Raw genomic sequence first — 23,943 nt, forward strand, 5'->3', positions numbered from 1 at the left:
GGTTCACTCATGATTTTAGTAACGTCTGCCGCCGGTCACACTGGCCGTCAAATTGTTTCATATCTTGTTGCACAAGGATTACCGGTTGCTGCAACGGACATCAATGAACAGGTAACAAAATTACCAGGCATTCAAAAAAGTTTTGTTGGTGACTTAACCGATCTGAAATTTCAACAAAAAGTCGTTGATGCTGCGGATCAGATTGTTTACATTCCACCATTGTTCTCACCAGAAGAGGCTTTGATTGGTAAATCATTAGTTGATCTGGCTGCCAAAAAACAACTACAACAATTTGTCTTCATTTCCGTCACACATCCGATTTTGACCACCTTATTGCAACATGTTGCCAAACGTGATGTGGAGGAACATCTGATTTACGAAGGTATGACCTCACAATTACCATATACGATCCTACAACCAATGCACTACATGCATAACTTTGACGTGGAAACTGTCATGCGGACTGGTGAGTATAAAATGTTTTATGATATTCAGTCACCAATTGCCTACGTTGACCCGCAAGACGTGGCTGAAGTGGTTGCAAAGGTGATCGAGGAACCTGCTAAGCATGATAAAGCTACTTATGAGTTAGTTGGCACACAGCCAATGTCACCAGTTGAATTAGTTGACCAGTTTAATGCGCTTACTGGACAACAGGCACGGGCTGAGTATATTCCTGTCGAAGACTTTTTAGACGGACTGAATATGCAGGATTTGTATTTGCGTGCTGGGTTCACGCAACTTGCTAACAGTTATACTAACTGGGGGCTTGATGGCAATTCAAACGTTCTACGGATGCTGTTGGATCGTGAACCAACGACGTTCAAAGACTATTTGACGCGTGAACTGGCTAAACTGTAGCGTGCATTGCCCGGGTACCGCGTTGCCACACAAGTGCAGTAACCGCCGCTAGGATCGTTCATTTTTGTCGTATTTCTGGGAATATAAACAACCCCGTTTTAGATTACGTATTGTCGTAATCTAAAACGGGGTTGTTTGCTTTTGCTTTAGTCGCTGGTGAAGCTGTGGTGACGCGCCAACTTTATAAGCTCAGGATAAAGGGCGATCTCAGCTATGTCGTTGTTACGCTATCCTTGTAGACGCTTAACTAAGTCTGTCGTTGGCGTCACGTAAGCGGTATGTTGACCTTCGTAAATAACAAAGCCAGGCTTTGCACCGTTTGGCTTGTGGATACGTTTTACGTTGACGTAATCGACAGGTACACTGGCTGAATCACGTGCCTTAGAGAAGTAGGCAGCTAGGCTGGCAGCCTCTTCAATGGTTTGTTCAGTTGGGTTATCACTGTGCACAATTACGTGAGATCCAGGAATGTTCTTCACATGGAACCACAGATCGGTTTTTTTCGCTGTATGAAGCGTCAATTTATCGTTTTGCAAATTATTTTTACCAACTGAAATCAACGTGCCATCCGTCGAATGAAATTGTTCAGGTTGACTGATTTGCAGCCGTGGCTTCTTAGCGCCACGTTTCTGATGAACGCGAATATAGCCTTGTTGTTGAAGCTCTAACCGAATTTCGTTGATGTCCTTAGGACTAGCTAATTCGATTTGTGCTTGAATATTGCTGAGATAGTCAATTTCTTCTTGCGTCTTTGCCAATTGCTCCGTGACAAAGGCAACGGCGTTCTTTAACTTTTGGTAGCGATTGAAATACTTCTGCGCATTTTGTGAGGGTCCAATTTGGTTGGAAAGGGTAATTGTCATTGGCGTGTCATTATCATAAAAGTTTGGTAGTGAGATGCTGGTCATCCCACGTTTTACCTGATAAAGATACGTCGTCAATAATTCACCTTTGATTCGGAATTCATCGGCATGCTCAGTTTCAGCCATGGTTTGTTGTAACTTTTTAAATTTACTGCGGTTCTTCTTTAATTCGTTTCGCACGATGTGAATCAAGTTACCAGCTTGTTCGTTGACCCGTTCACGTTCAGCACGATCTTGGTAGAAAAAGTCCAGCAGAATACTCAAGCTTTCAAAGTTTTGCATACCTGTGATGGCATCGTTGATAATTGGGAAGGCGCTAAAGCTTGTTTTGTTAGACGCAAACTGATTTAGAGTTGGAATTGGATGGTTGAAGTGGTCGAAGAAAGCATCAAATAAATCTGTCACTTGCCCCGGTTCATGTAGTGCGTTGGCCAATGCATGCGCTGTGTCACTAGCAAGTCCTTGATATGTTTCTTGCAAGGCCTTCGCTAAGACGGGTGCAGCAGGATAGGTCGCAACTAGGTCAGTAACCGCTTCATGGTCAACAAATGGATTGACAGTATCTTGCGCAGGTGGGGCAATATAAGTCGCACCTGGTAGTAGCGACCGAACGCGATTTTGATCTGGATTAACATGCTTGATTAAATCGAGGATTCGATTATCGCCGCGATCAATAAGAAAGACATTACTGTGGCGGCCCATCATTTCAACAATGAGGGCAATGCTTTCTTGATCGCCCAATTCATTGCGGGCACTAAAGGTCAGTTGTACGATACGATCATTGGCAACTTGTTCCAGCTTGACCAAAATAGCGCCATCCAGGTATTTGCGTAACATCATGGTAAAATTGCTGGGTGTTGCTGGGTTTGCATAGGGGATGGTGGTGATTTGCACACGCGCATAGGTTGGGTGTGCAGATAACAGCAGTGATTGGTTATGACTGTTGTTACGAACAGTCAGCATCACTTCATTTGGATAGGGTTGTGAAATTTTAGCAACGCGACCGCCAACTAAAGCGCTTTGTAGTTCGCTGACCATTGCGTGGGTAAAGGCGCCGTCAAATGACATGAGCAACCTCCTTCATAAATTTAATTAACAGTATTTGATTATTTACAATGCTCTTCATTATAGCTGTCTCGAAAACACAAGGCAAAGCATAGGGTAGGCGATATCCGTAATTTTGTAACAAGACTGTCAATAAAGTTACTTGTGCAAGACAATTTAAGTATTGTATAATACAAAACGGATTAAGAAAACTTTAAAGAATGTAGGTGCACGCATGAAACCAAGTTTGACAGCATTACGTGATGGTGAAAAGATTCATCGGACCAATCTTTTAGCACTCACCAAGCGCCAACAGTTGACCATTGCTGAATGGCAACTGATAGGCAATCTTGCCGCAGGGCACACCACGCAAGAACAACTAGCAGAGGCTACGGAATTGGACACATCGACGTTGAGTCGCCAATTGAAAAGCTTGGGTGCAAAAGAAATGATCGATAAAGAGGCCACTGGTCGCGACCACCGTCAGTTGATTTATTCTGTGACCACTACCGGTCAGCAGGCGTTGACTCAGATTGATGCTGATTATGAGCAGATGACGGCTCAAGTATTCGATAAGTGGACCGATGAAGAAAAGAACTTGCTACAAATCTTGCTGAACCGGCTGGAAACAAGTTTGACGCGGACTAACAAATAATTATTCAAACGCATTTTAAATAATGCCAGGCAGCTACCAGACGTTTTGTTTGGTGGTTGCCTGTTTTCATCTGTGTTAAAATTGACGAATACTTTTTAGATTGCGTCTAATTGATTTGCGCAGTCGGATTACTTTGAATTTAAAGAGGGTCACCATATTATGAAAATTGCCGTGGTTACCGACAGTACTGCTTATCTGTCACAAGCCGAGGTTGAAGAAAACAAGATTCATGTTGTGCCGATTCCATTTATCGTGGATGGTAAAACTTTTAACGAAGGCGTTGACATTACCACCGAAGGATTTTATCAACTACTACGTGAGTCTAAATCATTTCCCAGCACGTCACAGCCGCCTTTAGGTGAGATGCTTGATTTGTACAACCACTTAGCTGACGAAGGCTATGATACAGTGATTAGTATTCATCTCGCTTCTACGATTTCAGGGTTCGTCGGTTCTCTGCAAGGCGCTGCCGCCGAAGTTTCCGATCGCATCAAAGTGATTCCGTATGATTCAGAAATCACCGTCAAGTTAATGGGCTATCTTGTCTTAGAAGCTGCTCGTATGGTGCGTAATGGGCAAGATGCTGATGCAATTATTGCCCGCTTGGACGAAATGCGTACCACTATTGGCGAGTACTTTGTCGTTGATGACTTACAGAATTTAGTTCGCGGTGGTCGGTTATCTAATGCCAGTGCCTTTATTGGATCCGTGCTAAAAATCAAACCACTGCTGACTTTTGATCCAGATAGTCACGAGATTGTGGCCTTTGAAAAGGTCCGCTCAACTAAAAAGGCATTAGCACGTGTTGAATCGCTGTTTGCGGAAGCACAGGCGCAGGCTGATTATCCACTGCGCGGAATCGTGATTCACGGTAATGATCCAGTTGCCGCACAAACATGGCGGGATAAGTTAGCTAAGCAATTTCCTGAAATGCCGTTTGAGCTGAGCTACTTTGGTCCAGTTATTGGCACGCATTTAGGCGAAAAGGCATTAGCACTTGCTTGGATTATTGATTACCAACGCGCATATGAAGATTAGCTATTATAATGGGCTAAATTGGGAAGTTGTGAGTAAGATTCAGAACTAGCCCATGGGTTGCTTCACATCGGCAGTTAGTTTATCGTCTGCACAACGACTTGATTTGTGACCCACGTTTACATTATTTAAACGCGTTCATTAAAAATAACCTGAGACAAAAATTCACTTTTGTCTCAGGTTATTTTTATGGCTTGTTGCGATGGCGCGGGTCAGACTAGCTTTTAATAATTTGTGGAATAACTGCGATGAGAATCATGACGCCAGGTAATAGTGACCATTGCTGCAGTAACGGTACCAACAGTGCAAAGCAGGCCGCACCAATCCCAAAACTAAGCCAAATCAGAACAAGGTGTCGACTCTGGCTTAGTTTTTCCCATTGCCGATTTAGTAGCGCATCGGTCAACAAAACCGCACTCAGTCGGACGTTACCGGTCATCATGGTCGAGTTGAACGGCTGACCGTTAACAGTACGCACTGTTTGTAATTGAATGGCAGCAGCACTTGCTAACAAGCAACTGGCCGGCCAATTATCACCAAACGAATTAATGCCCATACTGATTGCTAAAAGGAACCCTTCGCCAAGAAACAGGCGTGTTATTAATCGATTAACGTCCTGGCCGGCAGTCTGATGCTGACGCCAGCGTACAAGCATGGTTGTTATGAAAAAGGCCATCAATGGGACGATTCGGTGCAGTGCGGCTAGCCAATGACCACCGACAAGGTTAACACCAAGCATAATTAAATTTCCCGATTGTAAACTCGCAAAGATGTTGCCGTGGAAGACAAAACTATCTGCTTCGATAGCGCCAGCGACGAGTGCCAATTCCATCGCTACCAGCACATTAACGCTAATTTGATGATTGCTAACTGAATCTACAGGATGCTTCATCGCAGAGTTCCTTTCTAAAATGATTTATTTTCATCATAGCACGTGACTGCTAGTTAGCACTGGCTTAGTTTTGTCAGCAATCAATCCTTGAACCGACGTTCCGAACGGTGAATAATAAACGTAGCGAAGAAATTAAAGGAGTTTATTCATGACAGAGATTCCCTATCAAACATTAAGCAATGGCGTCCACATCCCCCAAATCGGTTTAGGTGTCTTTCGTGTCAATGATGCACAAACAGTGATCGACAGCATCAAGACAGCGGTTAATACCGGCTATCGACACATCGACACCGCAAGCTTTTATGGCAATGAAGCGGCGGTTGGTGATGGTGTGCGTCAAAGTGGGCTGGATCGTAAAGACTTATTTGTGACATCAAAAGTTTGGAACAACATTCGTGGTTATCAAGCAACGATTGATCAATTCAATACAACATTAGCCAAGTTGAAGTTTGACTATCTTGATTTATATCTCATTCACTGGCCAGCCGAAGGGTATGAAGAAAATTGGCGGGCGATGGAAGATTTGTATCGTGCCGGCAAGATTCGTGCAATCGGCGTATCTAACTTTGAACCGCAACAGATTGAACATTTGATGGAAACTGCGACCATTCAGCCAATGATCGACCAGGTGGAAACACATCCGTACCTGCAGCAAACAAAACTGCGAGAGTATCTATCAATTAATAATATTCTCCACGAAGCTTGGAGCCCACTGGGCGGTGGAAAAAACCAGGTGCTAACGGATCCTGTCATTGCAGACATTGCTTTTGCCCATCAGCTGACAGCGGCGCAGGTTATTTTGCGTTGGCATATTCAGCGGGGAACGATTGCATTGCCCAAATCGACGCACACAACCCGAATCGCTGAAAATATACATGTCTTTGACGAGGCGTTAACAGACCAAGAAATGACGAAAATTGCGGGCTTAGACACCGGTGCCCGGGTTGGGTCTGATCCAACGGATGCAGCCTTCTTAAAACGTTCCACGACTTACGATAATCAAAATCATAACTGACAAGGAGACGGGTGCACATGGCACGTTCAGCTGGTGTAGAGGAATATTCACGCGCTTTTGGACATGAAACACACGATGATCGTTTGATGTTTGAATTTTTGTTAGTCGGCGTCTTTCAAGTTGGTATGAATTGGCAAGTGGCAGCCAGCAAATTACCAGTGTACCGTCGGGTCTTTGCCAATCTTGATATTAAAAAGGTCGCCGCCATGGATCTCGAAAATATTGATGCAATCATGGCAGATCCTGATATGATTCATAATCAGAGGAAAATCCGTGCGGTGATCAAAAATGCCCGGGCCATCGTTAGCGTTCAGCAAGAATACGGCAGCTTTGCAAATTACATGTGGCAATTTGTGGATGGGGTGCCGCATACAAAGACCTATGAAAACGAGGATGAGGTTGAGATGACGACGCCTTTTGCTGGGACGGTTGCGAAAGATATGAAGCAGCACGGGTTTACGTTTGTCGGCCCAACGGTGACGTATTTATTTATGAAGGCAAGTGGGATGATCCAAGATCAGGTCTTAAATCGTTAAGACTTTGTGCTAACAGGCAGTTAAATGGCGACTTTGTCAGTAGCTTGGTATGCTGAAGCTAATCAAATGCCTGTTAGTGGTAGACAGCGTCGCCATGGTGGGTTACACGCCATGCACAAGAGTGAAGCGCGAAAGCATTCCATTGTGATGATTGCATGATCGTCGCGGTGCTGTCGACCAGTGATCGGCATTTGATGAATGAGAGTGGGATAAAAGTCGGGAAGTAGCGAGCAAGACCTAGAACGGCCGTACGGATTGGGCTTCAATCCGGTAGGTTGTTCGTAGTCTACACAGCGGCTTGACTTTTGTCCCACGCTTTAGATCACAGAGCGAGAGCAGACCCCGTTTTGATTGCGAGCAGTTGCAGGCAGGGCGGTAGGCGTCGTGAAACGACACCGGACGGTCGGCAGGCAATGCACAGTAATCAGGGTCTGCGAACGCGTTTCAACTATTGAAAATCAGAAAACAGCAATGGGTCTGTGGACATAAATAATTATGTCCCAGACCCATTGTTGTTTTCTAAGCTTCAATATAGTGAAACGTGCGCCAAAAGTCATGAAGTAGCTGTGCAGTTTTGTCTCACACTCATGTTAATAGTCCAATTATGGCATAAGCGGTACTAGCCAATGTTGACTAAAGTATTGCCAGCGTTGTTGCCAAACATTGGCTTTTGGCTGACGGACTGCTGATAGTTGCCCAGCTGCTTTTGGCAGGCGAATGCTATTAAATGAGTGGGGTAACAGGGTGACTTGAGCGACTGTGTGTCCATTGACAACTTTCAGCGTCGCGGGTCTGTTATCGGGATTGTTAAGCAAAACAGTGACTGCTTTATTTCGCTGCATAATGGCTGTGGCATCAACATTGACGCGATGGCTGTGGGTCTTTACACTAACTGTCCCAGGCTGTGCCTCTCTGCTGACACGTTTAAGGACATAGTACGCCGGATTGATAACAACCCGTTCATTTTGCTGGCCTGCGTGCAGAACATTAATCGGGGCACTACAAGGATTATTAATGCCAGCATGCGTTGGGCCGCCATGTTCATCAAGGACAAGATTCCAATCCAAATAGCTTTCGACATGATGATTAAAGTCATGAATAATATCATACGCATAATGACTTGCTGGTCGCCAACTGTTAAGCCAGACGCCACGTTCTTGAGTCGCTTCCGTTGCCAAGATATGCTGGTGTGGTTCCAATGTATGAAAGCGATCCAGATTGGTGAAATTATCATCCCATGCAGGTTGTTGCTTAATATTACCTATAATCATTTGTGGATCTAGGTTAGCCGCGTACCAGTGAATACCGATACCGTGTACGTATTTGGTAACATCCGGATGTGCATAAAAGAACTGTGTCCAGGTATTAAAGCCCATCATCACAGGCTGCGTCAGATTGCTGCGCACGTAATCCCATACCAATAATTGTGTCTTTAAATGTGACTGTGTAAGTGCCGGGCCAAGATAATTTGTAATGAAATCGGCTGCTGCATCTGGTGTCCAGGTCAGTGATTCCCAAGGAGAGCTTGCTTGTAGTTCATTTTGTAGTGAAAGATAGCGAATTGATATACCATTTTCTTGTTGGGTTTTGAGATATTTAACTAAATAATCGGCGTAGGATTTATAGGCACTTCGTTTAAGTGCGTTATTGGTAATAAAGCTGTTGCCTAAGCGATTATGACTTTCTTTCATCCAAGCAGGCGGTGCCCAAGGAGCAGCATAAAAGGTTAGCTGTGCGTCGCGCATGCGAATTTGTTTCAAAATAGGCGCAACATTGACTTTATCGGCAGCCATTGAAAAATGCTTGAGCGTCGGGTCAGTTTTACCAGACGGCATCGTATCGTAATCATAGCTGTGGGTCGAAAAGTCACTGGAACCAATCGTTAAGCGGACGTTTGTGTAATGGGCGCCGTTTTTTCCAAAATAAGCATCTAAAATTTGGTTTCGGTGCGCTGGCGTGGCAGTTTTAAGAACATGTGCAGCGCTATCTGTTAAAGCACCACCAACGCCGCTAAATGTTTGCTGTTTTTCAGTATCAATGACTTGAACATAGTGATCTTGCTTCATTAAAGCCTGTTGTCGAGTGCTTAATTGTACTTGGCTAGGCCGATCATGAAGACCGTTTTTGGCGGTCGTATACATGGTGGTCGTTTGTGCTGACGCTTGAACCGTCGACAGTGGGTAGCAGCTCGTTAAAATGATCAAACTCATCAGTATTTGTGGCAGTCGTTTAATCATCATGTGAACACGTCCTTTACCCAGCTTTAATGGCTTCAGTATAGCATGCGAGAGCTGTAGCTGGCTGTGCTAACTGCAATCATGTATGCTTAATTGTAGATGAAGTTAGCTGGTGAAGGAGACCTGAAAATGCGCCGAAAAGTAGTTTTTCACATTGATGAAATCGATCAGTGGCAACGCACATCGCAAAATATCCATAATTTATGCGATTACGTTGCGACAGTACCTGAGGAACAATTACAAGTTATCGTGGTCGTTAACGGGGATGCAATTCAAGGGTATTTGCAAGCCATTGGCGAACAAACAGTTGCGCAGCATCCTAGTGTTAAATTTCATGCCTGCCATAATGCAATGCAAAAGCACCACATCAACGGTGATCAGTTGCCTGCAGCGGTTCAAATAGTCCCGGTTGGGGTATTGGATCTCATTCAGTTACAAGCAGCCGGCTTTGCGTACATTAAGCCTTAACAGCGTATCGTGCATTTGTGCTATAAATTGAAAAACCACCCAAAGGATTCGTTGCAAAGTAAGTCTACTGCGAAATTTTTGGGTGGTTTTTCAATTTAAATAGTGGCAAGCGCTGTGCAGACAACAATTTCCTAACGTTTATCCCACTTTTTTGATAGTGACTATCACATTTTATCTAATGCTTGTCGCTGCTGTTCGTCAATAATGTGTGTGTATAAACCAGTGGCAGTCGTCGTATTTTGGCCAAGCTGAGTTGCAACTAGTTGTTCGTTTTTAGTTGCCAAATATAATTTTGACGCCAGCGAATGCCGTAGTTTATGCGGTGTTACCCGCACTTTAAAAGCGCTGGAATATTTTGCAACCATCTTCTCAATCGAGGTTATTTGCATGCGTTGTGCACGACCGTGGTAACGGGTTAAAAATAACGCATGTTCAGCAGTTGGTGCATGGTAGATGATGGTCCGTTGATCAACGTAAGCCCTTAGATAAGACAATGCCCAGTCCGCGATTGGCACGACATCGCGCCGTCCACCTTTACGAATCACAGCAATCGTTGCGGTTTTTAAATTGAGGTCGGTCAAGTTGCTGTTAGCGGCCTCTGAGACTCGTAAACCACTTGCTAATAGCAGGGCATTGATTGCAACGTCGCGTAAACGGTCGCGTTCAAAATACTGATTGGCTTTGTCTGATAGCGTATCTGCATAATGCTCATTGATGAAGGTCACGTAATCATGATCCTCATCGCCAAGCATTAGTTTGCTTTTAATGGCTGCTGCGCGTGCAGAGTAAGTTTGGTTATTGCGAACCAAAGCGACTTTTTTCATGACATTCCGGTAGAAATAAGGTTCACCAGCATTATTCTCTGTTTCCGTCGTCAGGTAGTTAAAAAGCGATGTTATCGCTGTAAGGGCACGATTAACCGTGCTATGCGATAAGGATTGACCATTACTTTTGGCATTTTGTTTGCTACGTGATAGTAATTGTCCCTTGAATAGTTCGATTTCCGCCTTGGACAGGTTAGCTAATGCTTCTATGGGGATGTCAGCAATCGTTGGGGCAGGGACGATTGCTTCACTGATTAGCCATGAAAAGAAGCGCCGATATTCCGTTAAATACTGATATAAAGTCGCCGGCGACAGGGGAATGGTTGCTTTTGCTTGGTAGTATTCCTGAACATACCAGGGTAAAGCAGGTAGTTCAGCCTCACTGAGCGAAACGTAATGTGCTTTGTCCATAACGGGCCTCCAATCAACATATGTCTTAGATGATTCTAATTGTACTGGAGGAAGAAGATCGTCGCAACTTTCATTAAAAATTTAGTTTTAATGAAAGTTGAATTATAATTGTCATTGAGCGAATCAGTGGCTACAATAAAGCTACTTCAAAATGATTGTGAGGCTGTTAGTCATGCGCATAGAAATTCGTCCATTTAAACCACAAGATGCCACGGCAATTGCGGCATTGATCACAGATAATCTATTACATATCAATGTACGTGACTACGACTTAGCAACGATGCAATCAATGGCAGCGCAGTATACACCAGCAACCGTGCAGCAAATGGCTAGCTACGCGCATACATACGTTGCCGTTGATGCAACTGGACAGCTACTTGCGACTGGTTCGATTGCAAACTATTGGAATGTGTCACATGAAGCGATTTTACTATGCGTATTTGTCCAACCAGCGTTGCAACATCAACATCTGGGCCAACAGATTATGCAGCAACTAATGATAGATCCGATTTATCAGCGTTCGAAACGAATCGAAATTCCAGCATCTAAAACTGCGGTGCCATTTTATCAAAAGTTTGGCTTTACATTTAAGGATGGTCAACGCGCACTCGATGATGAAGGACACGTGCGGTTAGAATTATTCCGTTAGGCATGTGTTAGAAGAGGTGTATCGCTGAACCATCAACTTGTTATTTTTGTATTCTAGTTTACATAATATATATTATACAAAGTAGTGAAAAGTAGCTTTTGGGCCAACGTTGTATGATCAAGTGTCTTTTCGTATTGTTGTGTATAGCTACCAGTTTCGCTGCAGGTAAATTAACTGTACAGGATTTAAAATAGTCGCCTTCATAAACCGAAAAGCTGATGACAGAAAATGGTTTGAAACAAACGTATGCAATGTTTGTTTCAAACCATTTTTGTATTTTAAAAATATCTTCCGATTTGGGCTACTAGCATTTAGGATCCTATTTAATCAACGTTTCATCTAGCCAGTTAAACACGCGTTCGTTGAAGTATGTTAATCCGCCTAAGTGACAGTGCTCTTCAGTCCCGTCTGCGGCGTCAAACTTCATCAGTGTCTTGTGTGGCGTTGTTAGCGCGTTATACAGCATTTCTGGCTGTCCCTTGAAGAATTGGTCATTACTTGCTTCACAGACCAGCACAGGGCATGTAATCTTGTCTGCGACACCAGCTAACGTATAAGCATCAGTCTTCTCAAACAACTCTTTAATGCTTTTAGCGCCAAACGTAAACAACCCATTTTCAACTACCCAGCGAACGTTGGTACTTTGTTGCATGAGTTCAGTCAGCTTTGCTTCTACCTGGCTGAAATCTGCTGAGGTGCCGCCATGCGCTGCAAACGCCTGCCCAAACTGAAACGAAAAGACACCATCATCACAGATTACTGCAGCTAAGCGATGATCAAAAGCGGCCGCTCTTGGCGCTAATAAACCGCCGAAGCTGATCCCCATAAGACTGATTTTGTCAGCCTCAACATTAGGTCTATCGATGAGAACATCAATAGCGGGACTAACGACCTTTTCCCAATCTGGTCGGAAAGCAAGATGTTCTTCACGAATCATCGCACCTTGACCAGGACCTTCGAAGGTCAAACAGTTATACCCATGAGCAAGTGCAGATTGTGCTACCTGAAAGAACAATTCTTCACCGGTAGAATCATAACCACCATGCACGATTAATGTTGGTCGCGGCTGCTCGTCAATACTGTAAAAGTACGCTGGCATAGTTGTATCTTCATACGGAATCGCTAACTTTTCATATGTTATTGCTGACAATTTCAGCGCCTGCTGAAAGGTCATCCGGCTCAAACGTGAAGCGTCATTAATCCGTACATCGCTTGGGTCTCCATGCAAAAAGAATTCAGCCGCGCGGTAGTAATTTGAAGCCTTAAAGTAAGTATTGCTGGCACTCAATGGCTGCCCAGCTTTAGAAAACGCATCTGCCCGTGCCGCCACGTGATCAGCTAAGCGATGCCATTCGTTATACCAACTTTCGAAATCTCCGCTTTTAATGCGTTGTGCCGCGGATAGCACTTCGTTTACATCAGCACCGCCAAATGGCGCGTAGCTTAAAACACGGACCAGTTCGAAAGAAAATGTTGCATCATCAAATAGTAATTTCATCGTTCTCTAGCTCCTATATTTATAATAATTAGGGTACCTAACGAAACGATCATAAAGCCATTGCTAAACAAAGTCAACCATTTTATTTAGGGTACCTAATGAATTGTAAAATGTGCTACACTAGACCTATTGAATCACTTACGGAGGCGCTGGATGACTAAGCAATTTACCAATCATGAACTAACAGAAAAATTCTACGCGTTACAACTTTTATTTGAATTAGAGGCACGCCGACAAGTGGATTCTCCCCTTGTCTATCAGCAGGGCCAAGGCAACATCTTGCTGGCTTTGGGACAAACGGATGGTCAATCACAGCGTGCACTGAGTCAGGCGCTAAACATTAGTGCCCCATCTATAACTGAGTTTGTTACGAAACTCGTTTTGAAGGGCTATGTACGACGCGAAAAATCACCTGCCGATAAACGTGTGTCGCTCGTCTTCCTCACATCAGCAGGCCGAGAGAGTTTACGGGCAATGCAGCAAACCGAATTGGGCGGCTGGGATTATTTGAAGGCAGACCAGCAAACACAATTTGGTGAGTTGATGGATCAGTTGATTCATGGATTAGGACAAAAATACCAAGCCAAGACCGATGCAGACTTACTAAGCACCTTGCAATCTAAAGTCGTTGATGACGCCAAATAACGATCACTGTGAGCAGCTAGTGGATTTTGAGTACCCGTTTTCCCATTCAAAGTTGAACGTAAAGAAGACCGAGACAAAATGATTTTGTCTCGGTCTTCTTTACGTTTGAAGTGGGACATAAATTTTTCTGCCCGACACTCATTCTTGATAGATTTATAGTTCGCCAGTTAAAAACTGTGCGCGACCTTCACCAAAACTCCAGTCTTCATCACTATTAACCGTTAAGTTAATAACAACATCTGTCGGCGCAATACCTAATTGATCTTGCAACTGATGCACTAATTCATGATAAAAATCCTGCTTTTGTTCAGTCGTTCGTGGACGGGTCGTTAAGCTAAAGACAATCACTTTTTCGCTGCGCTTAAAGCCTAAGCCAGTATCTAGGATACGCATTTCAGCGGGTGTATGCTGGGTCACTAACTGGTAACGATCGCCTTCAGGCGCATTAAACGCACCTAACATGACGCGATAAGAGATGTCCAAAATCTTGGTTAACTCGTCTTCAGAGCGACCAGTCAATAAATCAATTCGCATTAATGGCATATTAAAAGGCTTCCTTTTTGAGTATGAATGCAGATACTAGTGTAACCCAAATAACCGTTGCCACCAGGTCCGTTTACGTTCTGTTCTAGCGGCATTGTTTGCAACCCGAGAACCAGTTGAATGACGTAAGCCATGACGCATACTACCGCGACCGGACTCTGAATCACTTTGCCAACCGCTTTGACTGTGCACATTAATGGTCATGTCACTTGCACTGCCGCTTGGCCGCAGCATTTCAGGTAATACCTGAAGTGTTGGGTGAAGCGTTGCGACTGAACCATTTACTTCAAATGTCAACGTGACATCATAAGTACCGGGAATCGTATGATTAGCCGTTGGGTCGTCATAACTCATTGCGGTCCAACGCGTGCGGTCGCGACCAAATTGATCGCGCGCTAAGGCGACATAACGCGCTGGAATTGGTTCACCGTCACCGGCAACGATAATTTGATTATGTGCCGTCAACATGAAGACATTTTCATAGGCAATTTCAGAAACATTCTTGCCATGGTCAGTGTAACGAACGGGAACCGGGTATCTGCCCGCACGTGTCCAGTCAATGGCGCTCATATCAACAACTGCTTTGGCGACGTCAATAGACTGACCATCAGCGTTTTTAAGCGTCTTAATAAAGCGGTCGGGATTTGTCCGTGGACCGTTTACATAAGTCGTTTGATTGGCAGTTGTTAAACTAACCAAGTTTTCAAGCACATGAAGTACCTGGTGTGCCCCTGCAGTCACGCCATTAGTGGCGTACGTCAACATCACGCCATAGCTTTGTCCAGCAACTAGATCGCCAAGCGCTTCATCAAAAGTCATGTTGACCTGTTGTAACGCGTTTGTTTGACCAGGATCAATCAAACGCGTTACAAAGTCTGTAGCGGTTGGTAATTCTTCACCTGCATGAATCGTTACGTCATGACCAGCCAACTCAAATACATGTAAATGAGCAGTGGCAGTTGCTGTTTTACCAGGGTTTGTGTATTGCAAATAGACCCGGTAATCGGCTGGTGTGTTCCAGTCAACATTACTCAGATCAACGCTAACAAGCTCAGGATCGACTGCCTGTCCGGTTGCATCATAAACCGCCTTAACAAAGCTAGTCTTCGTTAAGCGAGGTCCACCAACATAAGTCGTTTGATCCTGAGCAATAACTGTTGCTCGGTTAGCAATCACACGCAGCTGATTTTGGGGCTGTTCAATTGGATGTTCAGTTGTGTTGCGTTGTGGATCAATCATTGGCCGTCCCTCACTCACATTCATCATACTTTTTTCGAGTGTAATTAATTAAGATTCTTTAAATTTATTGTACCCAATTTAGCGTGTCTTGAACAGCATTCACAAATTTTTTTATTAATTTGTCGCTTCCCATTCAGTTTCTAACGTACTAAAGAGATGGGCGTTATGAAATTCACCGTTAATGAGCAGCTGATCTCTGAGCGTTCCCTCTTGGTGCATGTGGAGTCGTTTCGCCACAGCTTGGCTAGCCGAATTATCGACATCCACTTCTAAAATCAATTTGTGCAAATTCAATTCGTCAAAGCCGATGGTCATCAAGCGGTCAACCGCACGCGTCATAATTCCCTGCCCTTGCACCGCTGAACTCAACCAGTAGCCGATTTCCGCACGTTGTTGCTTTGTATCAATGTTATGCAGGTCGATAGCACCAACAGGAATCCCATCTAAAACGATCGTCAGTGGCAACATTGTGCCATCTGCAAATTGGTGCCGTGCATAGGTAATGAATGATTCCTCATCAGCGATGGTCTGCATATCAGTAGCCCAAGGCAACCATTGTGCTAGCTGAGCACGATCCCGTTCCACACAGGCTAAAATTGGTTCGGCATCTTCTTCACTGATTAATTTTAATGCTAAATGTTCATCAAGTTGGTGTGTAAACATGGCAAGGCCTTCATTCGTTAGATTTATTAAATTAAATTTACCACATAACAGCGTTGAATATCGGTCTATGTGCATAAAAGAAGGCTTTCTTCAGCAAAAGAACGCAAAAAACTGCTGATCCATTTTACACACGCGTAAGCCGAATCAGCAGTTAGTTATTAACTTAGAAAACTTTGTTAGTGGCGATTTAATCGGATAAAGGAGGCCAATTGGACGCCTAAGACAATCCCAAGCAATGGAGTTGTGATTAACACTAGCCAAAAACTGAGTGTACTGTCAAATCTGCCTAGCAGCTGGGAAATGTTGGTTGTCAGTATATAAACCGTAAAGACACATGTGCCGAGTAGTGAGGCTTTTCGCTGGCTAGGCGTCCGATCACGTTCCCTTAAAGCTGTTTTGCCAGCTGGCAGCTGATTAGGTGAAATCGGGATCCGCTCACTGATGATAAACAATGCTAGCATGACAATCAGGCCAGTTGCTTGGACAACCGTCTGCAATGTATTTGTACTCAGAATTATGGAAATAATCAAAAGGATACCAAATATTCCAGTGAACAAAAGCAAGCCGATTTTTTCACGAGCAAACCATTGTTTAGTCATAACGATACCTCTCAAAACGGATTATTAGACGCGACGGTGGCGGATTAAACTAACGAGCTGCCGCAAGTCATACAGCAGTAACACAATAAAACCGATGATACCCAAGGCTGCAAGCCAAAAGTTTAACGTTGCAACCCGCATCGTAATCATCGCATGACTACCAATCACGATAAACCACACCGCGACGATTGAACTGGCACTTAAAGATAAGCCAAATTGCCAAGGTGTCATCTTGGGTGGGACGAACGGTCGCTGATCCTGTAACAGACCCGCTAGAAAAGCACCAATAACGACTGCGCAGGCAAAGAATAACACCCAAAATGCTGGCGTATTGGCTGGAACAACTGCTAATCCAGTTAACAGTAAGCCACTACCTAACCCAAATAACGCAACTTTAGCTGACTTTCCATCCTGTTTCATCTTGTGAACCTCCCTCAGATTATCTAAGCGACTTTCAATAGGTGAAGATCATATTTAAAAATGGACCCGAACGGATTCGAACCGTCGACCTCCTACATGCGAAGCAGGCGCTCTCCCAACTGAGCTACGGGCCCGTAACTACTAGGAGAATCCCTAGTAATAACAATTAATCTTTAGGTGCTGGCTCAGCGGCTAGCTTTGCATTAGCGGCCGTTTGCTTAGCAATCGTAATTCGACGAAAAATAACTAAGAAAATTATATCCGTTGCAATCATGACAATGACACCCCAGATGAAGGAGCCATCAAAACCAATTGGTAGGAGCCAGCCAACTAAAATGCCTAAGATAACGCCACAGGCGACCATCCACCAAGCAATGTTTGTCGGCATTGCTGGATTGATACGGTTGGGTTTGTTTTTCATGGATTTTGCCGCCTTTCTTTGATAAGTCTAGTATACGAAACGCCGGCCATTTTGCAAACGACCAGCACTTATCATACGATTATTTTTACTTAAAAGGTGCATTTAACTTATTGACCACATCGTTAATGTTACTTGCCTGCGCAATGGCACTGATAACGGCTGTACCTGCACAACCACTCATTGCAACGTCCGCGACATTTTGTACGCTGATGCCACCAATAGCGACCACCGGTACCCGACTGCTTGATACTAGCGAAGCTAACCCAGTAACACCAATAGCGGGATCTGCATCCGCCTTGGAAACAGTCGGATAAATTGGCCCACTGCCAACATAGTCGATTGCTGCTAGTTGATTGGCATGGTCGATTTGTGCTGGTGTATGGCAAGAATAACCAATAATGAGATCAGGTGCTAATGAAACAACAGTCTCAATTGCTTGGTCAGATTGGCCAACATGAATTCCATCAGCATCAAGTGCTAGCGCCAGTGCCAAATCGTCATCAACAAAAAAAGGAATGTTGGCGGCCAAACACTGTTGTCGCAGCTGTTTGCCAAGCAGTTCACGTTTAGCACCCGTTAAAGCCAAGGGTCCTTTTTCACGATACTGAAAAGCAGTGATGCCTGCCGTGATTGCCTTTGCCAAAATAGTCGGTAGTGTTTCGCCAGTCGGAACATCTTTTGTTCCAGCAACAAAATAAACGGCTAATTGTTGTGGATTAAACTTCATTTTGTGCCTCCACGTGAGCCCAGTGATTTAGCGGCCCATGACCGTGGCCTACTTTAATGCCTTGCTTAATGGTTGCGTCTACGTATGCTTTACCAGTACGAATGGCGTTCTCAATCGTGGCACCTTTAGCAAGTTCTGCAGTAATGCAAGCTGATAAAGTATCGCCGGTACCATGCGTGTTCTGCGTGTTGAAACGACTAGTCGTCATCCAAAACGACCGACCGTTTTCTAGTAAAACGAAGTCGCTGGCGGAAGCAGTATTGGTTTCATGTCCGCCCTTTACAATGACATTTTTAGCACCCAATGCCTGTAATTTTTGCGCCGCTTCCTGCATCTGCGCATCGGTAGTAATGTGCATACCAGTTAGGGCTTCCGCTTCTGGTAGGTTGGGCGTCACAATTGTGGCCAACGGTAGTAATTCCTCACGAACGGTACTAATTGCATCGTCGCTTAACAGTGGTGCACCACCTTTTGCAATCATGACGGGATCAACTGTTAATGGCCCAAAATCATATTGTTTAAGATTCTTAACCACTGCTTTAACGCGTTCGACATCTGCTAACATGCCCGTCTTACAGGCTTTGATACTTAAGTCAGCAGCTAAGGAAGCAAACTGCTCATCAATTAATTTGGGCGGCAGTGCCATGAAGTCTTGTACACCAAGCGTATTTTGCGCGGTCACAGCCACTAATACCGTGGTTGCGAATACATGACGTTCCTGAATTGTTTTTAAATCTGCCTGCATACCTGCCCCACCACCTGAATCAGAACCGGCAATGGATAGTGCTTGGGGAAATTGTTCAACTGTTGTCATTTTGTAATTGCCTCAACTTTTACTAAAGAATTTAAATCATTATTGGTTGCCGTTGCAAAGCCATCCATGAGCTTAACAGCAAATGTTCCTGGTTGCTGATTGGTTAGCTGTTGATCGTCGGCTACCCATTGACCGATCGCACCAAATTGAGCGGTACCAGTGACTGCTGCCGTAAAGAAATCATCGGTAACAGCCAAATACGCTGCCAAAACGCTGCTTAACATGTCACCAGAACCAACATGGGCAGCAAACAATGACGTGCCACCGGTAACCGCAATTGTCTGCGTACCATCACTGACGTAATCAGTTGGACCTGTCATCACAACAATCGTATGGAACCGTTTAGCTACTGCGGCCGCAATGCTGGCGGTATCTGTGACGGTGCCGGCGTCAATACCCTTACTGGTACCACTTTGACCAGCCAACGCGGCGATTTCGCCGGCATTAGCACGAATTACGGTCGGCGTTCCCGTCGCAATCAGTCGATCAAACAAACGGCGGCGCGTTGGTAAAGCCACCGCCACTGGATCAATGAGCACCGGCCGCTTTGCTGCAATCGCGGCTTCGTTCACTGCCAACATTTGTTCGAACTGGTCATTGGTCCACGTACCTAAATTAATTGTGACTGCACTGGCAATTGCTACCATTTCAGCAGATTCAGCGATGCCTGCAGGCATAACTGGGGATGCCCCAATAGCATTGACGGCATTGGCAACATCACCAATCGTTACGTTATTGGCAATCGTTACCACAACCGGATTGAGATTTCGAATCTGGTTTAAAAGTCCAGGCTGATACTGTGTTACACCCATGTTAATCTCCTTTTGCGGCGTGTAGACTGACAAAAAGAACGCCACCAAACCGTGAAAACAGTTCAGTGGCGTTCATCATCAACACACTGGCCACTTTCCTACGCAAGTTTTAGCTTACAGGTTCAAAGGGTCCAGCAACTTGCTGTCTCAGTTCTGCCTCGAACACCCCTAGTGGATTCAAATTAAGTTTAGCATACCGATTAACAACTGGGACGTCAACTGATTACTTGTCCCAGTGCTTCTTTACAAAAGCATCGCGCCCGCCAGATTCTTCCATTTCAAAGCGGAGTGGATCCTTCTTGTAGAAATCTTGGTGATATTCTTCAGCTGGATAAAATGGTTGAACATCTTCAATCCGGGTCACAATTGGATCATCAAAACGACCAGATGCGGCCAAAGCAGCCTTAGATTGCTCAGCAATCGCACGTTGTTCTGGACTATTCACGTAAATCACAGGCCGATAGTTATCGCCACGGTCTTGAAATTGACCCATCGCATCAGTTGGATCTGTCTGCTGCCAGTAGATATCAACGAGTTTGTCATAAGGCATAACGGTTGGATCAAACGTTATGGCAACGGCCTCTGTATGACCAGTTGTGTGACTCACGACTTGTTCATACGTTGGGTTAGGAACATGTCCACCGGTATATCCTGATACGACCTTATCGATTCCCGGGACTGTGTCAAATGGCTTTACCATGCACCAAAAACATCCACCTGCAAAAATCGCTGTTTCTTCTGCCATCTAAATGCCCTCCTACTTCTGTGTAACGGTTGGAAACAGTTTAGCATAACTTGGGTACCCTTGTGCAACTAACTCGTCGGCAGGAACAAATTTAAGCGCTGCAGAGTTGATGCAGTACCGCAGGCCACCTTCTGCAGCTGGACCATCAGTAAAAACGTGTCCAAGATGTGAATCAGCATCACTGCTACGGACTTCGGTTCGTTCCATCCCAAAGGAAGAATCGCGGTGCTCAATAACTTCATCCTTATCGATTGGATGCGTAAAAGATGGCCAGCCACAACCGGCGTCATATTTATCAGTTGATGAAAATAAGGGTTTGCCACTGACAATGTCCACATAGATACCCTTTTGGTAAAATGCATCGTACTTCCCAGAGAATGGTGCTTCTGTAGCGGCCTCTTGGGTGACTGCATATGCGTCTGGTGATAATTTTGCAACAGCTTTATCTTTGTCTTTCATCAAGCTTGCCTCCGTCTCAAATGCATTGCCTACCAATTCGGTTGTATGCAATCGAATTACATCTTTCATTCTCCACATTCTGAAAACTTTCGCAACTGATTTGCTCACACATCTTTAAGCAGAAGTAATGGCAACAAAAAAAGTCTGAAACATAATCACAGTTTCAAACTTTTTCCATTTATTTAGCTGCACTCTCGTCCACAACAACTTCAACGTTATCGTCAATCTGTTCGCCAGCGTCAGTTAACCGAATCGTATGCATGAGCTTATTAAAGCTCGCGTGTAAATCCTGCCCAAGAAACTCGCCGGAATAACCCTTATAAAGAACTGGTCCAAGTGCCGATGTTAGCGCTGCCTGATAATCGTCAACGTTTGCATCAGCGCCCACCACAACAAACTGAAACGACACCTGCAACGCCATTAACCCGTGATGTGAATATGGTCCCACGCCATCATCATAACTAAGCAATAATCGATTACCATGGTCCAGCAGTGGCTGTAATTTTTCAGTTACCGCCTCATCAAATGTGATACTTTTAATTTCATCTGCCATGATGCATGCCTCCAGATTCAATTTATCTGATTTCATTATTGTTGCTACCGGCTTAAAGCGCAATTATTTATGCTTTTTAATTTCATGCGTGAGCTTTTGACCCACTTCTTCACCATTTAAGCGCATCAATCAAAAAAGCGGTACATAAGTCAAAGTTTCGAATGAGACTTGACTTATATACCGCTCTTTTTTGATTGATATTTTTAATTAAAAAGCACTTTGCAATGGTGGCACAACTTGCTTCTTACGTGAAACAACGCCTGGCAAACTAGCAGTGTTGTTGGTCAACGTTGTGTTAAACGCCTTTTCAACAACATCCTTTGGTTCGCCCCAAACGAGCATCCGTGAGTCACTGTTCAAGATGTTAGTAACTAAGACTAAGAATAAATCATAGCCTTGTGCCTTAGCATCAGCTGCCATGGCAGCTTCTAGCTTATCTTGCCGTGCAAAAACTTCATCCAAGTCAACCGTGTTGATTTGGTCGATACGAATTTGCTTGCCACCCATTTCAAATGACTTAGCATCTTGTTCGATCAGTTCTGCTTCGGTTTTAGATGCAAGGTTAGTACCTGCTTTTAATTCTTCCAAACCATAAGTTTCGTAATCGATGTCTGCAATTTCTGCCAATGCCTTAACAGCTACCTTATCATCATCAGTTGTTGTTGGTGATTTCAATAACAACGTGTCAGAGATAATAGCAGAAAGCATTAAGCCAGCTAATTGAACTGGAATTTCAACTTTGTTTTCATCAAACATCTTCGTCAAAATTGTGCTGGTACAACCGACTGGTTCAGCGCGGTAGTTCAACGGCATTGATGTTTCGAAGTTAGCGATACGGTGATGGTCAACCACGTGTGTAACCGTCAAATCTTTGATGTCAGAAACACTTTGTTGTGCTTCGTTATGGTCAACTAACATAACTGCATCAACTTCACTACCAGCCTTTTCAATGATCCGAGGCATTGGTTCATCGAAGTAGTTCAATACAAATTGGGTTTCTTCGTTGGGGTTGCCTAAAGCAACGGCTTCCGTGTCAAAGCCCAATTGGTTTTGTAAATAAGAATAGGCCTTTGCTGCCACGATTGCGTCAGTGTCAGGACTTTGGTGCCCAAAAACAAGTTCTTTAGCCATTAGTCTTCTGCTCCTTTTGTATGATCCACACCATACTTAGCGTTATGAATTTGAGTTAGACGTGTAATGTAGTCTTTGTCAGCAAGGTATTGATCGAATGCTTCCAATAACCGTCCAACACGAGGAATCTCATCCTTATCTTTACGGAAAACGAACGCTAAGTCAAATTTAATTGCAGGTTCAAACTGAGCTGCGTGCATGTTGCCCGTTAAGCCCTTGCTGACAATGTAACTGTTTGGCAAAGCGGTATAGGCATCTGTCTCAGCACTAAATTGGTAAATTTGGTCTGGTGTGGTAAAACGAGCCACTGCCTTTGGTAAATCAACCATGGCATTTTTATAGTTTTCGCGAATAACTTGATCTAAGTAATATTCACGTGGATAAGTTGCCCAGACATTCGTCAACGTATCTTTCAAACGAATCTTTTTACGGTTGGCTAATTTATCGTTGGTGTGAATGAATAATAGATCTTCATTCGTAATTTTCTTAGCACGGTATGGCTTCCAGTTTTTAATGCTGTCATCCGGCAGGTACATGATGGCCAAGTCGATGCGATTGTTTTCTAAACGATCCCAGATTTCCTTCCGCGTTAACATGTGGAAGTTGATCACAACATCGGGATTTTCTTTGTAGTACTGAATGGCAAAATCTTCGAAAACGGAATATTCAACTGAGGCCAACAAGCCAATGTTGATTTCTCCGGATTCAGCGGATGTTGATTGCTGAATCTCGTCGGTTGCCTGGTTTAAAACTTCATAGATATCATGCGTAGCTGCTAACATCGTGTTCCCTGCTTCTGAAAGGCGTAACTTCTTACCCACAGAATAAAACAGCGGTGCACCAACTGTCCGTTCGAGTTTTTTAATTTGTTGGGTTAATGCGGGTTGTGTGATCCCCAGAATTTGCGCAGCCTGCGTGTAGTTCATCGTTTCAGCAAGCTGTAAAAAATAAGTCAGTGTTTTGGAAGAGAAAATCGTCTCCTGCTTACTTTTCATTAATGGTGCCACCTTTCATGTTTGATTAATGGTTAGTATAAACTAAATCTTTTCGATGTAACAATTGTACGCAACCAGTACGACGCTGTGCAAGCAAAATCACCTGAATCCAATTATTTTTTAATAACCATTTCCTAATTTTTACAATTAGCAGTTTGCATGCAGGGTTAGCCTTACGCTAAGCGTTTT

28 protein-coding genes, 1 tRNA gene and 1 riboswitch are annotated in these 23,943 nt (G+C 44.1%); of the genes, 9 read left to right on the forward strand and 20 right to left on the reverse strand.

What is annotated here, in order from left to right; translation table 11 throughout:
• The first annotated feature begins 9 nt into the window (after positions 1-9).
• Positions 10-861 carry an SDR family oxidoreductase gene (locus IV55_RS02145; RefSeq protein ID WP_057808889.1) on the forward strand — a complete coding sequence of 284 codons (852 nt, stop codon included), beginning with the start codon at positions 10-12 and terminating at the stop codon, positions 859-861.
• Between the two features lie 227 nt (positions 862-1,088).
• Here the strand turns inward: IV55_RS02145 and IV55_RS02150 are convergent, their stop codons facing one another.
• The gene (locus tag IV55_RS02150; protein WP_057808891.1) at positions 1,089-2,792 is read right to left on the reverse strand and encodes an NFACT RNA binding domain-containing protein; all 1,704 of its coding nucleotides are present in this window, start codon (positions 2,790-2,792) and stop codon (positions 1,089-1,091) included.
• Between the two features lie 211 nt (positions 2,793-3,003).
• Between IV55_RS02150 and IV55_RS02155 the strand changes: the two genes are divergently transcribed.
• Together IV55_RS02155 and IV55_RS02160 are read left to right on the forward strand one after the other, a co-directional pair.
• Positions 3,004-3,423 carry a MarR family winged helix-turn-helix transcriptional regulator gene (locus IV55_RS02155; protein ID WP_057808894.1) on the forward strand — a complete coding sequence of 140 codons (420 nt, stop codon included), beginning with the start codon at positions 3,004-3,006 and terminating at the stop codon, positions 3,421-3,423.
• A 159-nt stretch (positions 3,424-3,582) separates the two neighbouring features.
• Positions 3,583-4,461, forward strand: coding sequence for a DegV family protein (locus IV55_RS02160; protein WP_057808895.1), 879 nt, complete (start codon positions 3,583-3,585; stop codon positions 4,459-4,461).
• A gap of 214 nt (positions 4,462-4,675) precedes the next feature.
• Here IV55_RS02160 and IV55_RS02165 read toward each other — a convergent pair whose 3' ends face one another.
• Complete coding sequence (locus tag IV55_RS02165; RefSeq protein WP_057808897.1) at positions 4,676-5,350, reverse strand: YoaK family protein; 675 nt, start codon at positions 5,348-5,350, stop codon at positions 4,676-4,678.
• A 148-nt stretch (positions 5,351-5,498) separates the two neighbouring features.
• On the opposite strand from IV55_RS02165, the gene IV55_RS02170 reads away from it, so the two are divergent.
• The 3 genes from IV55_RS02170 to IV55_RS10620 are packed head-to-tail and all read left to right on the forward strand — an operon-like array spanning position 5,499 to position 7,060.
• The gene (locus IV55_RS02170; protein WP_057808899.1) at positions 5,499-6,365 is read left to right on the forward strand and encodes an aldo/keto reductase; all 867 of its coding nucleotides are present in this window, start codon (positions 5,499-5,501) and stop codon (positions 6,363-6,365) included.
• A 17-nt stretch (positions 6,366-6,382) separates the two neighbouring features.
• Entirely contained in the window at positions 6,383-6,901 is a 519-nt protein-coding gene (locus tag IV55_RS02175; RefSeq protein WP_057808901.1) for a DNA-3-methyladenine glycosylase I, read from the forward strand.
• A gap of 24 nt (positions 6,902-6,925) precedes the next feature.
• Positions 6,926-7,060: a hypothetical protein gene (locus tag IV55_RS10620; RefSeq protein ID WP_272946580.1), complete on the forward strand. Its 135-nt coding sequence runs from the start codon at positions 6,926-6,928 to the stop codon at positions 7,058-7,060.
• Positions 7,061-7,503: 443 nt separating this feature from the next.
• Here IV55_RS10620 and IV55_RS02180 read toward each other — a convergent pair whose 3' ends face one another.
• Entirely contained in the window at positions 7,504-9,141 is a 1,638-nt protein-coding gene (locus tag IV55_RS02180; protein WP_057808903.1) for a glycoside hydrolase family 30 protein, read from the reverse strand.
• 126 nt (positions 9,142-9,267) lie between these two features.
• Here IV55_RS02180 and IV55_RS02185 point away from each other — a divergent pair, with 126 nt between their 5' ends.
• Positions 9,268-9,606: a DsrE family protein gene (locus IV55_RS02185; RefSeq protein ID WP_057808905.1), complete on the forward strand. Its 339-nt coding sequence runs from the start codon at positions 9,268-9,270 to the stop codon at positions 9,604-9,606.
• A gap of 164 nt (positions 9,607-9,770) precedes the next feature.
• Here IV55_RS02185 and xerS read toward each other — a convergent pair whose 3' ends face one another.
• Positions 9,771-10,841, reverse strand: coding sequence for a tyrosine recombinase XerS (gene xerS, locus IV55_RS02190; protein WP_057808907.1), 1,071 nt, complete (start codon positions 10,839-10,841; stop codon positions 9,771-9,773).
• A gap of 172 nt (positions 10,842-11,013) precedes the next feature.
• Between xerS and IV55_RS02195 the strand changes: the two genes are divergently transcribed.
• The gene (locus IV55_RS02195) at positions 11,014-11,490 is read left to right on the forward strand and encodes a GNAT family N-acetyltransferase (RefSeq protein WP_057808909.1); all 477 of its coding nucleotides are present in this window, start codon (positions 11,014-11,016) and stop codon (positions 11,488-11,490) included.
• Positions 11,491-11,809: 319 nt separating this feature from the next.
• On the opposite strand, the gene IV55_RS02200 is transcribed toward IV55_RS02195, so the two are convergent.
• Positions 11,810-12,988, reverse strand: a complete 1,179-nt coding sequence (locus IV55_RS02200; RefSeq protein ID WP_057808911.1) for an alpha/beta hydrolase family protein — start codon at positions 12,986-12,988, stop codon at positions 11,810-11,812.
• A gap of 153 nt (positions 12,989-13,141) precedes the next feature.
• Here IV55_RS02200 and IV55_RS02205 point away from each other — a divergent pair, with 153 nt between their 5' ends.
• Positions 13,142-13,633 (forward strand): MarR family winged helix-turn-helix transcriptional regulator, encoded by a 492-nt coding sequence (locus IV55_RS02205; RefSeq protein ID WP_057808913.1) that lies wholly within the window; start codon positions 13,142-13,144, stop codon positions 13,631-13,633.
• Positions 13,634-13,786: 153 nt separating this feature from the next.
• On the opposite strand, the gene IV55_RS02210 is transcribed toward IV55_RS02205, so the two are convergent.
• From IV55_RS02210 to IV55_RS02280, 15 genes are all read right to left on the reverse strand, one after another.
• On the reverse strand, positions 13,787-14,176 hold the full coding sequence (locus tag IV55_RS02210; protein ID WP_057808915.1) for a tautomerase family protein: 390 nt from the start codon (positions 14,174-14,176) through the stop codon (positions 13,787-13,789).
• A 36-nt stretch (positions 14,177-14,212) separates the two neighbouring features.
• Positions 14,213-15,415, reverse strand: coding sequence for a hypothetical protein (locus IV55_RS02215; protein ID WP_057808917.1), 1,203 nt, complete (start codon positions 15,413-15,415; stop codon positions 14,213-14,215).
• A gap of 114 nt (positions 15,416-15,529) precedes the next feature.
• Entirely contained in the window at positions 15,530-16,078 is a 549-nt protein-coding gene (locus IV55_RS02220) for a GNAT family N-acetyltransferase (RefSeq protein ID WP_057808920.1), read from the reverse strand.
• Between the two features lie 176 nt (positions 16,079-16,254).
• On the reverse strand, positions 16,255-16,677 hold the full coding sequence (locus IV55_RS02225) for a hypothetical protein (protein ID WP_057808922.1): 423 nt from the start codon (positions 16,675-16,677) through the stop codon (positions 16,255-16,257).
• A 24-nt stretch (positions 16,678-16,701) separates the two neighbouring features.
• Positions 16,702-17,097: a hypothetical protein gene (locus IV55_RS02230; RefSeq protein ID WP_057808923.1), complete on the reverse strand. Its 396-nt coding sequence runs from the start codon at positions 17,095-17,097 to the stop codon at positions 16,702-16,704.
• 61 nt (positions 17,098-17,158) lie between these two features.
• Positions 17,159-17,231: transfer RNA gene (locus tag IV55_RS02235), tRNA-Ala, on the reverse strand.
• 32 nt (positions 17,232-17,263) lie between these two features.
• Entirely contained in the window at positions 17,264-17,518 is a 255-nt protein-coding gene (locus IV55_RS02240) for a hypothetical protein (RefSeq protein WP_057808924.1), read from the reverse strand.
• A gap of 85 nt (positions 17,519-17,603) precedes the next feature.
• A complete protein-coding gene (gene thiE, locus IV55_RS02245) occupies positions 17,604-18,245 on the reverse strand; it encodes a thiamine phosphate synthase (RefSeq protein ID WP_057808925.1) in 642 nt (213 codons plus the stop codon).
• Positions 18,235-19,059: a bifunctional hydroxymethylpyrimidine kinase/phosphomethylpyrimidine kinase gene (gene thiD, locus IV55_RS02250; protein WP_057808926.1), complete on the reverse strand. Its 825-nt coding sequence runs from the start codon at positions 19,057-19,059 to the stop codon at positions 18,235-18,237. The genes thiE and thiD overlap by 11 nt, the downstream gene beginning before the upstream one ends.
• On the reverse strand, positions 19,056-19,871 hold the full coding sequence (gene thiM, locus IV55_RS02255) for a hydroxyethylthiazole kinase (protein ID WP_057808927.1): 816 nt from the start codon (positions 19,869-19,871) through the stop codon (positions 19,056-19,058). Before thiM ends, thiD begins: the two co-directional genes overlap by 4 nt.
• 78 nt (positions 19,872-19,949) lie before the next feature.
• A riboswitch (TPP riboswitch) is annotated at positions 19,950-20,051 on the reverse strand.
• A 43-nt stretch (positions 20,052-20,094) separates the two neighbouring features.
• Positions 20,095-20,616: a peptide-methionine (S)-S-oxide reductase MsrA gene (gene msrA / locus IV55_RS02260; protein ID WP_057808928.1), complete on the reverse strand. Its 522-nt coding sequence runs from the start codon at positions 20,614-20,616 to the stop codon at positions 20,095-20,097.
• A gap of 12 nt (positions 20,617-20,628) precedes the next feature.
• On the reverse strand, positions 20,629-21,075 hold the full coding sequence (msrB, locus tag IV55_RS02265; protein ID WP_057808930.1) for a peptide-methionine (R)-S-oxide reductase MsrB: 447 nt from the start codon (positions 21,073-21,075) through the stop codon (positions 20,629-20,631).
• Positions 21,076-21,253: 178 nt separating this feature from the next.
• Positions 21,254-21,628: an iron-sulfur cluster biosynthesis family protein gene (locus IV55_RS02270; RefSeq protein ID WP_057808932.1), complete on the reverse strand. Its 375-nt coding sequence runs from the start codon at positions 21,626-21,628 to the stop codon at positions 21,254-21,256.
• 207 nt (positions 21,629-21,835) lie between these two features.
• The gene (locus tag IV55_RS02275) at positions 21,836-22,759 is read right to left on the reverse strand and encodes a manganese-dependent inorganic pyrophosphatase (protein ID WP_057808934.1); all 924 of its coding nucleotides are present in this window, start codon (positions 22,757-22,759) and stop codon (positions 21,836-21,838) included.
• Entirely contained in the window at positions 22,759-23,754 is a 996-nt protein-coding gene (locus IV55_RS02280; RefSeq protein ID WP_057808936.1) for a LysR family transcriptional regulator, read from the reverse strand. Before IV55_RS02280 ends, IV55_RS02275 begins: the two co-directional genes overlap by 1 nt.
• Positions 23,755-23,943: the final 189 nt, after the last annotated feature.

The organism is Furfurilactobacillus siliginis (assembly GCF_001437435.1).
GTDB classification, from domain to species: domain Bacteria; phylum Bacillota; class Bacilli; order Lactobacillales; family Lactobacillaceae; genus Furfurilactobacillus; species Furfurilactobacillus siliginis.

Bases quoted from the DNA above. Each gene is read 5' to 3' on its own strand.
- IV55_RS02215 (WP_057808917.1), bottom strand. From the start codon at position 15,415: ATGATTGATCCACAACGCAACACAACTGAACATCCAATTGAACAGCCC.
- msrB (WP_057808930.1), bottom strand. From the start codon at position 21,075: ATGAAAGACAAAGATAAAGCTGTTGCAAAATTATCACCAGACGCATAT.
- IV55_RS02220 (WP_057808920.1), bottom strand. From the start codon at position 16,078: ATGTTTACACACCAACTTGATGAACATTTAGCATTAAAATTAATCAGT.
- thiD (WP_057808926.1), bottom strand. From the start codon at position 19,059: ATGACAACAGTTGAACAATTTCCCCAAGCACTATCCATTGCCGGTTCT.
- thiE (WP_057808925.1), bottom strand. From the start codon at position 18,245: ATGAAGTTTAATCCACAACAATTAGCCGTTTATTTTGTTGCTGGAACA.
- msrA (WP_057808928.1), bottom strand. From the start codon at position 20,616: ATGGCAGAAGAAACAGCGATTTTTGCAGGTGGATGTTTTTGGTGCATG.
- IV55_RS02175 (WP_057808901.1), top strand. From the start codon at position 6,383: ATGGCACGTTCAGCTGGTGTAGAGGAATATTCACGCGCTTTTGGACAT.
- IV55_RS02155 (WP_057808894.1), top strand. From the start codon at position 3,004: ATGAAACCAAGTTTGACAGCATTACGTGATGGTGAAAAGATTCATCGG.
- IV55_RS02195 (WP_057808909.1), top strand. From the start codon at position 11,014: ATGCGCATAGAAATTCGTCCATTTAAACCACAAGATGCCACGGCAATT.
- IV55_RS02185 (WP_057808905.1), top strand. From the start codon at position 9,268: ATGCGCCGAAAAGTAGTTTTTCACATTGATGAAATCGATCAGTGGCAA.
- IV55_RS02240 (WP_057808924.1), bottom strand. From the start codon at position 17,518: ATGAAAAACAAACCCAACCGTATCAATCCAGCAATGCCGACAAACATT.
- IV55_RS02270 (WP_057808932.1), bottom strand. From the start codon at position 21,628: ATGGCAGATGAAATTAAAAGTATCACATTTGATGAGGCGGTAACTGAA.
- IV55_RS02165 (WP_057808897.1), bottom strand. From the start codon at position 5,350: ATGAAGCATCCTGTAGATTCAGTTAGCAATCATCAAATTAGCGTTAAT.
- IV55_RS02275 (WP_057808934.1), bottom strand. From the start codon at position 22,759: ATGGCTAAAGAACTTGTTTTTGGGCACCAAAGTCCTGACACTGACGCA.
- IV55_RS10620 (WP_272946580.1), top strand. From the start codon at position 6,926: ATGGCGACTTTGTCAGTAGCTTGGTATGCTGAAGCTAATCAAATGCCT.
- IV55_RS02160 (WP_057808895.1), top strand. From the start codon at position 3,583: ATGAAAATTGCCGTGGTTACCGACAGTACTGCTTATCTGTCACAAGCC.
- IV55_RS02180 (WP_057808903.1), bottom strand. From the start codon at position 9,141: ATGATGATTAAACGACTGCCACAAATACTGATGAGTTTGATCATTTTA.
- xerS (WP_057808907.1), bottom strand. From the start codon at position 10,841: ATGGACAAAGCACATTACGTTTCGCTCAGTGAGGCTGAACTACCTGCT.
- IV55_RS02280 (WP_057808936.1), bottom strand. From the start codon at position 23,754: ATGAAAAGTAAGCAGGAGACGATTTTCTCTTCCAAAACACTGACTTAT.
- IV55_RS02225 (WP_057808922.1), bottom strand. From the start codon at position 16,677: ATGACTAAACAATGGTTTGCTCGTGAAAAAATCGGCTTGCTTTTGTTC.
- IV55_RS02210 (WP_057808915.1), bottom strand. From the start codon at position 14,176: ATGCCATTAATGCGAATTGATTTATTGACTGGTCGCTCTGAAGACGAG.
- IV55_RS02150 (WP_057808891.1), bottom strand. From the start codon at position 2,792: ATGTCATTTGACGGCGCCTTTACCCACGCAATGGTCAGCGAACTACAA.
- IV55_RS02170 (WP_057808899.1), top strand. From the start codon at position 5,499: ATGACAGAGATTCCCTATCAAACATTAAGCAATGGCGTCCACATCCCC.
- IV55_RS02200 (WP_057808911.1), bottom strand. From the start codon at position 12,988: ATGAAATTACTATTTGATGATGCAACATTTTCTTTCGAACTGGTCCGT.
- IV55_RS02205 (WP_057808913.1), top strand. From the start codon at position 13,142: ATGACTAAGCAATTTACCAATCATGAACTAACAGAAAAATTCTACGCG.
- thiM (WP_057808927.1), bottom strand. From the start codon at position 19,871: ATGGGTGTAACACAGTATCAGCCTGGACTTTTAAACCAGATTCGAAAT.
- IV55_RS02145 (WP_057808889.1), top strand. From the start codon at position 10: ATGATTTTAGTAACGTCTGCCGCCGGTCACACTGGCCGTCAAATTGTT.
- IV55_RS02230 (WP_057808923.1), bottom strand. From the start codon at position 17,097: ATGAAACAGGATGGAAAGTCAGCTAAAGTTGCGTTATTTGGGTTAGGT.